8 protein-coding genes and 1 pseudogene are annotated in these 8,341 nt (G+C 34.0%); all 9 read left to right on the forward strand.

Features of this window, described 5'->3' with window-relative positions:
* The first annotated feature begins 100 nt into the window (after positions 1–100).
* The 9 genes and pseudogenes from QS39_RS11375 to QS39_RS07455 all read left to right on the forward strand — a co-directional run bounded on the left by QS39_RS11375 (position 101) and on the right by QS39_RS07455 (position 7,865).
* On the forward strand, positions 101–1,030 hold the full coding sequence (locus QS39_RS11375; protein WP_239667296.1) for a hypothetical protein: 930 nt from the start codon (positions 101–103) through the stop codon (positions 1,028–1,030).
* Between the two features lie 234 nt (positions 1,031–1,264).
* Positions 1,265–2,146, forward strand: coding sequence for a diacylglycerol/lipid kinase family protein (locus QS39_RS07420; RefSeq protein WP_077805090.1), 882 nt, complete (start codon positions 1,265–1,267; stop codon positions 2,144–2,146).
* Positions 2,147–2,209: 63 nt separating this feature from the next.
* Positions 2,210–2,701, forward strand: coding sequence for a hypothetical protein (locus QS39_RS07425; protein WP_000377650.1), 492 nt, complete (start codon positions 2,210–2,212; stop codon positions 2,699–2,701).
* A gap of 173 nt (positions 2,702–2,874) precedes the next feature.
* Positions 2,875–4,617, forward strand: coding sequence for a glycoside hydrolase family 13 protein (locus QS39_RS07430; protein ID WP_077805091.1), 1,743 nt, complete (start codon positions 2,875–2,877; stop codon positions 4,615–4,617).
* Positions 4,618–4,736: 119 nt separating this feature from the next.
* Positions 4,737–5,048 carry a hypothetical protein gene (locus QS39_RS07435; RefSeq protein WP_000420558.1) on the forward strand — a complete coding sequence of 104 codons (312 nt, stop codon included), beginning with the start codon at positions 4,737–4,739 and terminating at the stop codon, positions 5,046–5,048.
* A gap of 3 nt (positions 5,049–5,051) precedes the next feature.
* A complete protein-coding gene (locus QS39_RS07440) occupies positions 5,052–5,768 on the forward strand; it encodes an alpha/beta hydrolase (RefSeq protein ID WP_077805092.1) in 717 nt (238 codons plus the stop codon).
* A gap of 747 nt (positions 5,769–6,515) precedes the next feature.
* Positions 6,516–6,689 carry a hypothetical protein gene (locus QS39_RS07445; RefSeq protein ID WP_000159607.1) on the forward strand — a complete coding sequence of 58 codons (174 nt, stop codon included), beginning with the start codon at positions 6,516–6,518 and terminating at the stop codon, positions 6,687–6,689.
* Positions 6,686–6,994 (forward strand): annotated as a pseudogene (locus QS39_RS07450) (replication initiator protein A); the annotation flags it as partial. The gene QS39_RS07445 and the pseudogene QS39_RS07450, both read left to right, overlap by 4 nt.
* 283 nt (positions 6,995–7,277) lie before the next feature.
* The gene (locus tag QS39_RS07455; protein WP_077805093.1) at positions 7,278–7,865 is read left to right on the forward strand and encodes a CPBP family intramembrane glutamic endopeptidase; all 588 of its coding nucleotides are present in this window, start codon (positions 7,278–7,280) and stop codon (positions 7,863–7,865) included.
* Positions 7,866–8,341: the final 476 nt, after the last annotated feature.

The following is an 8,341-nucleotide window of genomic DNA, read 5'->3' on the forward strand; positions in this document are numbered from 1 at the left end:
TTTTATGAAGACGGAGTAAATAGTGAGCTAGTGTAGATTTACACACATCTATTTGTCTTTTTAAACGGATTTATATAATTAAAAATTTGGAGGATATTTTATGATACAAGTAAATGAATTTATTAATAAAGTAGATATTACAGATAGTGATAATGTTACTTGTGAATTTGAAGTACGTAAAAAGGCAATGGATTTTTATAAGAGGTATCCTTTTTATGAGGAAGATGATTGGGAGATTATTCAGTTTCAAAACTCAGTTAATGAATATAATAAATTAAAGAATAATAAAGAGATTGAAGAATACAAAGAAAAATCAAAATCAGGATATAAGGGAGCTCATTTGCTTGTCAATAAATCGAAAGGTATTGCACTTACGGCTGACATCCTTACTTCAATTAAGCTACCTTGTGAAAGAATTGCAAGTGTCGAAACTAGTTTAAAAGGTGGTAAAGAGATAAAAGACGGGATATTAAAAGGTAATTTAGAGATACCACATGATTTGAAACCTTATTTTAAAGCTTTTGCTATTGTTTACTATTGGTGTGGAAATATGATGCCAGTGGTGGAAAGTTTCCCCCCTGGAAGTGATGGAGCAGATAACTGGCTTTGGAAAATGAAGACGATAATTGAATGTCATACACCTGGTACTCATCAAAACTGGAGGAATTGGATTAAAGAAAACTGGGGTGAAGATTTAAACAAATTCATCACTGATTTCTATTTTGAAGATTGTTTTGACAAGAATAGTTTAATCATAAAAAATATTATTTCATATCCTAATGGGGGTAACATTTATTCATTAAAAAAAAGTAATTTAGATATTCTTCAAGAAAATGAACATAAATTAGCTAAAGAATTTTTAATCAATCATGTAAAAGTGATTATTCAAAGAAGCTACCGAATCGAGAATGAATTTCATGGGGATTGGAAGAAAAAGGAAGAGGACGAGGTAAAAGGAATTTTTAAAGAAATATTCGCGCAAGCTGGGTTTAATGGCAAACAGATTAATAAAATGGTTTCTTTATTTTAGATAGTTAATTGACAATATTTAGAAGCTAGTCGTCTGATATAATCTTCTAATCTTTACTCAACCGATATTTTGTATTCTAAAAATTCTTATTAAATAATTTTTCAATGTTTTTATAAATCAATCTCCAGTACGTCGTATTTTTCTTTTCAGCATTTTCATTATATAATAGCATTACATGTAATGATGGATGTAGCTACGCTAACATTTCTATTTAAAAATTAAGGAGTATTATCAATGAAAAAAGCAATGTTAATTATCAACCCTACTTCTGGTGGCGAGAAGGCTTTGGATTACAAAGATAAGCTGGAAAATAAAGCAAAAGAATACTTTGAGCACGTGGAAACCAAAATTACCGAAAAGGCGCTGGATGCAACACATTTTGCTGAGGAAGCTTCTCGTGAGCAGTACGATGCAGTGGTTGTGTTTGGTGGAGACGGGACTGTCAATGAAGTTATTTCGGGTATTGCTGAGAGAGACTACATTCCTAAGTTAGGGATTATCCCAGGCGGTACGGGTAATCTCATTACTAAACTGTTGGAAATCAATCAAGACATCGATGGCGCAATTGATGAACTCGATTTTAACTTAACCAATAAGATTGATATTGGTAAAGCAAATGATAACTATTTTGGTTACATCTTTAGTATCGGTTCTCTTCCAGAGGCGATTCACAATGTTGAAATCGAGGACAAGACAAAATTCGGTATTTTAGCCTATGCTGTTAATACTATGAAGTCTGTCATGACGGATCAGGTCTTTAACATTAAGGTTGAGACAGAAAATGGAAATTATGTTGGTGAAGCAAGCCATGTTTTGGTTCTCTTGACAAATTACTTCGCTGACAAAAAAATCTTTGAAGAAAACAAGGACGGCTATGCTAACATTTTGATTTTAAAAGACGCATCTCTATTCTCCAAATTATCCGTCATTCCTGATTTACTAAAAGGCGATGTTGTCGCAAATGATAATATCGAATATATCAGAGCACGTAATATTAAGATCTCTTCAGATAGTGAATTAGAGTCAGATGTTGATGGCGATAAGTCGGATAACCTTCCTGTAGAAATCAGGGTACTGGGCCAACATATTGAAGTATTTTCAAAACCGAAAGAGTAGAAAATAAAAATTAGTTTATTATTCACAACGAAATTAAGTTCTATATCAACGATTGGAGGAGGAATGGATTCTCTATTTGATGAATTTCGAACAATCTGTTCTCATTTAAACAAAGTTGGAATCACACCGACGCTCATGGGGTCTTTGGGTTTTGAATACCGTTCAAATGAAGAATGGGGGCCGTCTGACATTGACATTCATGTGCCTGGTGACTCTAGAGGTTGGGAAGCTCCTGACCATCTCAGAATCTATGACTGGGACAAGATAATGAAAGTGATGAATCACTTAGGTTACGCCTTAATAGATATTCATGAGCATGAATTCCAAAAAGATGGTCTGAGTGTTGAATTCGGAAGTATCGATTCTTTATCTGATTTTGCAGGAGTTTCGGAATCGGATATAGAGTTGATTCATCTCGAAAACATCACTTTTCGCGTTCCAAGTTTGGAACAGTTTTTAAGCATTTACAAGGCTTCTTCCCAAGATTCTTATCGAAATGAGCACAATAACAATAAGGATTTTAAAAAAATTGAGTGGCTGGAAAGACATTTGTAAATCATCATTTGAAAAGTAGCAAGTTGTAAGACTAGCTGCTTTTTTATTTATAGAACCAAACCACTAGAATCTACGGACAAGCCTTGAAAATAAAATACGAAAGTAGTATACTAGAATCACAATTATGAAAACGTTTGCGTAAAATTTGAATTAGAACTTAAGGAGACAAATTGATGGAATTAAGTGCTATTTACCATAGGACTGAGTCGGAGTTTGCCTATCTTTATAAGGATAAGAAACTTCATATTCGGATTCGAACTAAGAAAGGGGACATTGAAAGCATCAACTTGCATTATGGTGACCCTTTTATCTTTATGGAGGAGTTTTATCAGGATACAAAAGAAATGTCCAAAATAACTTCTGATGCCTTATTTGATTATTGGCAGGTTGAAGTGTCCGTTGACTTTGCACGTATCCAGTATCTCTTTGAAGTCACGGATACAGAAGGCCAGAGCATTTTGTACGGCGATAAAGGTTGTGTGGACAATTCTCTAGAAAATCTTCATGCCATTGGAAATGGCTTTAAGTTGCCTTATCTTCATGAGATTGATGCCTGTCAGGTTCCCGACTGGGTTTCAGACACGGTATGGTATCAGATATTTCCTGAGAGGTTTTCCAATGGAAATGCTCGATTAAACCCAGAAGGAACTTTAGACTGGGATTCATCTGTCACACCTAAGAGTGATGATTTCTTTGGTGGTGATTTACAGGGGATTATAGACCATCTGGATTATTTGCAAGACTTGGGCATTACTGGACTTTATCTTTGTCCTATCTTTGAATCTACGAGCAATCATAAGTACAATACGACAGATTACTTTGAAATTGACCGTCATTTTGGAAATAAGGAGACCTTTCGGGAACTGGTGGAGCAAGCGCATCAGCGTGGCATGAAAGTCATGCTGGATGCGGTATTTAACCATATTGGTTCGCAATCTCCTCAATGGCAAGATGTTGTTAAAAATGGTGAGCAGTCTGCTTATAAAGATTGGTTCCATATCCAACAATTCCCAGTGACGACTGAAAAGCTAGCCAACAAGAGAGAGTTGCCTTATCATGCTTTTGGTTTTGAGGACTATATGCCTAAGTTAAATACAGCCAATCCAGAGGTCAAGAATTATCTTTTAAAGGTTGCGACTTATTGGATTGAAGAGTTTGATATCGATGCTTGGCGTTTGGATGTGGCTAATGAGATTGACCATCAGTTTTGGAGGGATTTTCGCAAGGCAGTTTTAGCTAAAAAGCCTGATCTTTATATTTTAGGAGAAGTCTGGCATAGGTCTCAGCCTTGGCTAAATGGAGATGAGTTCCATGCGGTCATGAATTATCCTTTATCTGATAGCATCAAAGAGTATTTCTTACGAGGAATTAAAAAGACAGACCAATTCATCGATGAAATCAATGGCCAATCTATGTATTACAAACAGCAGATTTCAGAGGTTATGTTTAACCTCTTGGATTCTCATGATACAGAGAGAATCTTGTGGACGGCAAATGAAGACGTTCAACTGGTTAAATCAGCCCTAGCCTTTCTCTTTTTACAAAAGGGAACACCCTGCATCTATTACGGAACAGAGTTAGCCTTGACAGGCGGTCCAGATCCAGATTGTCGTCGTTGTATGCCTTGGGAACGTGTATCAAGTGATAATGACATGCTGAACTTTATGAAGAGGCTGATAAAGATTCGCAAACACGCGTCAGAAATCATTTCGCATGGCAAGTATAGTCTCCAAGAAATCAAACAAGATGTAGTTGCCTTGGAGTGGAAATATGAAGGACAAATTCTTAAAGCTATCTTTAACCAATCAAAAGAAGATTATATTGTCGAGAAAGAAGCAGTAGCACTAGCAAGCAATTGCCAAGAATTAGAGAATCAGCTTGTCATCTCTCCAAAAGGATTTGTGATTTTTCATTAAAGAGCAATTAAGAGTGACAGGAAAATTGTAGTATAGAGAGCTTTTTACAAACAGACTATTTGTCGTCTTGCTACAATTGGTATATAATTTAACTTAAAGAAAATAGGAGGACTAATCGAATGGAATTAAAAGATTTTACAGAAAAAGAACAGGAAATGATTAAGAAGGGGCTTACGACGTCTAAGATTAGTGACAAGGAAACTGCTGAGAAGATTCTTGCGCTAGTACCACAAGACTTGATTAAGCGAATCCCATTTTTCGTCAGAAAACATGCTACGACACGTACTATTAAACGCATTTCAATTGAACACCCTGAACTCTACGCTGTAGCTCAAACAAGTGGTGAGATCCCAGAAAAAGAACGCGAAGAATTACGTCAGATTATCACGACTATCTTTGAACAAAAGATGAATAAGCATAGTATTAAGTAGAGAATGAAAAAATATTTTATTGGCGGTTTGGGAAGCAATGTCTATCATAGCAAGGGTTTTCTTCAAGAACTAGATTCACAAGTCTATTTTCTAAATCCATATGAAAAGCATCTTCGAGATGAAACAGAATTGAAATCATGGTTTAAAAATGAGATTGTAAAGGAAGAATCTATCTGTCTGATAGGTCATTCTCTTGGAGGAGATTTGGCGCGTTATCTTGCATCGGAATTTTATGGAGTGACAAAACTGATTCTTTTGGATGGTGGCTATCTAGATTTAGATAAGATTTTACCTTTAGATACAGAGTTAGAGGAGACAAAAAACTATATCAAATCTCAAATCATTTCGGACTTAGATGTTCTTATTTCTAAAGAAAAATCTGAAGCAAAGCATTGGTCAGAAAATATGGAGAGAGCCGTAAGACAGTCCTATCACTGGAACTCTGAGTATAATAGATATGAGTTAGCTATAAATTATGAAAATATAGAAGCGATACTCAGCCTACGGAGGAAAATCCAAGCTTTTAAGAGAGAAGTGGGAGATACTTTGTTTATCAGTCCTTGCTATCCTAATGAAGCTACATGGAGAGAGGGAGCCTTAAACGAATTGCCAGATTATTTTGATACTATTCTTCTAGAAAACGTTAGTCATGAGCTTTCTACTGAAACTCCCAAAGAAATCGCTAGTATGATTAATGAGTGGCTCTCTTATACCCACTAGGATATTGAACAAATTATCATAATTAACATATAGTTGATTGGGATTAGATATGAACAAATTGATTAGGAATATCAAATTAATTTGGGCTCTTTGTCAACTGTAGTAGGTTGAAGTCAGCTAAGATCTAGAAAGGATAAATTTCGTCCTTTCTTTTTTGATATTTGAGTCTTTGATATCGAGTGGTTTTGTGATAAAAAGTAATGATTCCATATGATTTTTTCTATGGAACTTTTTCTACAACAAAATAGGCTCCATAATATCTATAGGGGATTTACCTACTACAAATATTATAGAGTCGCTTTTTCTATTCAGAGAGCTTGAAGGGCTATCATCGGACAAAATAGAGAAGGCATGATATAATATAAAGTAGATTTCTATGTAATTAAATAAGAACTGTTTGAACACCATTCATTTGAAAACTCTCTATGTTCAAACAATAGTAAAATGAAATAGGGGCTCTAAACCCTTGCTACGAAAGGAAAAAAACTCAATGGCTACTATTCAATGCTTGGTCTAGAAGATTTAAAATAATAAAACATTGTGAAGTAGAATAAATGCTTAAAACCCTTGAAGTTCAAGGGTTTTTGCGAGTACAGATTTTTATTTTTCACATTGTTATAAGTGCTTGATTGAGCAATAATTATCAATAAAAACATTTTTTTGGTGTTGAGTTTGGTGTTCAGATATTTATTATGTTACGGAAAGGAATTTCACAATCTTTCCGTTTTTTTATTTTCTGGAGGGAAAATGACAAAAGAATTACAATCATCACGCTATATTGTCATTTCATTTTTAGTACGTGAAATGGGAATTGACATTGTTGAAGCCATCTCTCTTATGGCTGAATTAGAAAAAAGTGGCTTGGTTCGATTGGAATCAAGTGGAGATTTAATACTCAAAGAACTTGGAGGAGCGCTATGAAACGAATCACGGCAAATCAATACCAAACTTCAGAACGGTATTACAAATTACCTAAAATTCTTTTTGAGGATGAGAAATATATGGATATGAAACTAGAAGTAAAGGTGGCTTATTCTATTTTAAAAGATCGTTTAGAATTATCTCTCAATCGTGGTTGGATAGATGAAGAAGGAGCGGTCTACTTAGTATTTTCTAATTCTAAACTGATTGGGCTGTTAGGTTGTTCGAAGTCGAAATTACTGACCGTCAAATATATTCTTAAAGAATATGACTTAATTGATGAAGTCCAACAGTCTTCAAGTGAGATACGAAGCAAATGATTTACATGGAACAAACACATTATTTATCTAACTAAAGGAGAAGCAATATGGCAGAACTTGTCCGTTATTTTGGCTGAAAGAAATATCAGCTGGATTGAGTTAACCAGAAAAATGTTTGCGGGAGAGTTTCACTATCCAAGTGAATTGAATCGTTTGTATCAAAAGATTAGGCACTACAAGATGGAATAACGAATGCCTCAAAGTCATGGGTAGAAAGGATTGTGCCGGTATTAGATTTAGATTATGAAGATTTATTTCTGAGGTAACTATGAAAAGAATAATTCCAGTTTATATATTCCAACAAGTAAATGTCCTATTGGTATCTCTATACTTACTGAAATTTCTTTGTATCGGTGAGTTAACTATACTACAGGTTCTCTATGGAGCGTCGCTCATTTCTTTTTTATGGATGTATGGTCAACGTAAACAAGCGCATAAGATCAATATGAACTCAAGAATAAAATGGCTTGGTATTGGATTAGCCAGTCTACTGATTATCAGTCTATGTTTTAGCCTAATCCATGCTCAAGGAACTACGAATCAAGCAAACTTAATTATCCTTCAATATCAGGTTCCTTGGTTTTCATTTTTATTGTTCTTAATCAATGCGAGTATGGTTGAAGAATTTTTGTATCGAGAAATTTTATGGAACTTGGTCAGAAAATTAGATATCAGAATTGCGTTGACAAGTGTTTTGTTCGCCTTAGTTCATCATCCAGGAACTATTCTAGCTTGGTGTCTATATGTTTCATTGGGAATGTTTTTAGGGATGGTACGCTACAAATCTGACTTATGGGGCAGTATGGGTCTACATTTGGTTTGGAACCTACTAGTTTATAGTTTGCTCCTTTTTTAAAATAGGTGCCTTTATTTATTTAGTTACTGATAATGAATGTAATTGTTGTCAAATATGGACTCATGGAGTTTTGTGAAGCTAATGAATTCAAATAATTAATTTTGAGCTAGTTATTATGAATATAACTTGGCTCCACTCACAATTTAGATTATCTATTGAGAAAAATAAAAAAATATAAATTATTTTGCATAACTGACATTATATGTTTCTCTAATATAAAATTTTTTTGTCAAGACACTTTTTATAGAAAATTTTTAAAGTATGTAACGAATTATCAATTACTAATAAAAGATAAAACTATCAATCTACTTAATTGTTTTAAGGTTATCTATAAATATTTTAAGATAATCAAAAATAAAATAATAGAAATCAGTATTTAAAAATTTTTGAAATAGCAATTTAACTTAAAAATTGAAAACTTGTACTCATTTATTACTCTGCAATATCATATATTAAAATGCAAAAGCACTTTCATA

Origin of the sequence: Streptococcus mitis (genome assembly GCF_002005545.1) — a bacterium.
Taxonomy (GTDB): Bacteria; Bacillota; Bacilli; order Lactobacillales; family Streptococcaceae; genus Streptococcus; species Streptococcus mitis_I.

Bases quoted from the DNA above. Each gene is read 5' to 3' on its own strand.
- QS39_RS11375 (WP_239667296.1), top strand. From the start codon at position 101: ATGATACAAGTAAATGAATTTATTAATAAAGTAGATATTACAGATAGT.
- QS39_RS07420 (WP_077805090.1), top strand. From the start codon at position 1,265: ATGAAAAAAGCAATGTTAATTATCAACCCTACTTCTGGTGGCGAGAAG.
- QS39_RS07425 (WP_000377650.1), top strand. From the start codon at position 2,210: ATGGATTCTCTATTTGATGAATTTCGAACAATCTGTTCTCATTTAAAC.
- QS39_RS07430 (WP_077805091.1), top strand. From the start codon at position 2,875: ATGGAATTAAGTGCTATTTACCATAGGACTGAGTCGGAGTTTGCCTAT.
- QS39_RS07435 (WP_000420558.1), top strand. From the start codon at position 4,737: ATGGAATTAAAAGATTTTACAGAAAAAGAACAGGAAATGATTAAGAAG.
- QS39_RS07440 (WP_077805092.1), top strand. From the start codon at position 5,052: ATGAAAAAATATTTTATTGGCGGTTTGGGAAGCAATGTCTATCATAGC.
- QS39_RS07445 (WP_000159607.1), top strand. From the start codon at position 6,516: ATGACAAAAGAATTACAATCATCACGCTATATTGTCATTTCATTTTTA.
- QS39_RS07455 (WP_077805093.1), top strand. From the start codon at position 7,278: ATGAAAAGAATAATTCCAGTTTATATATTCCAACAAGTAAATGTCCTA.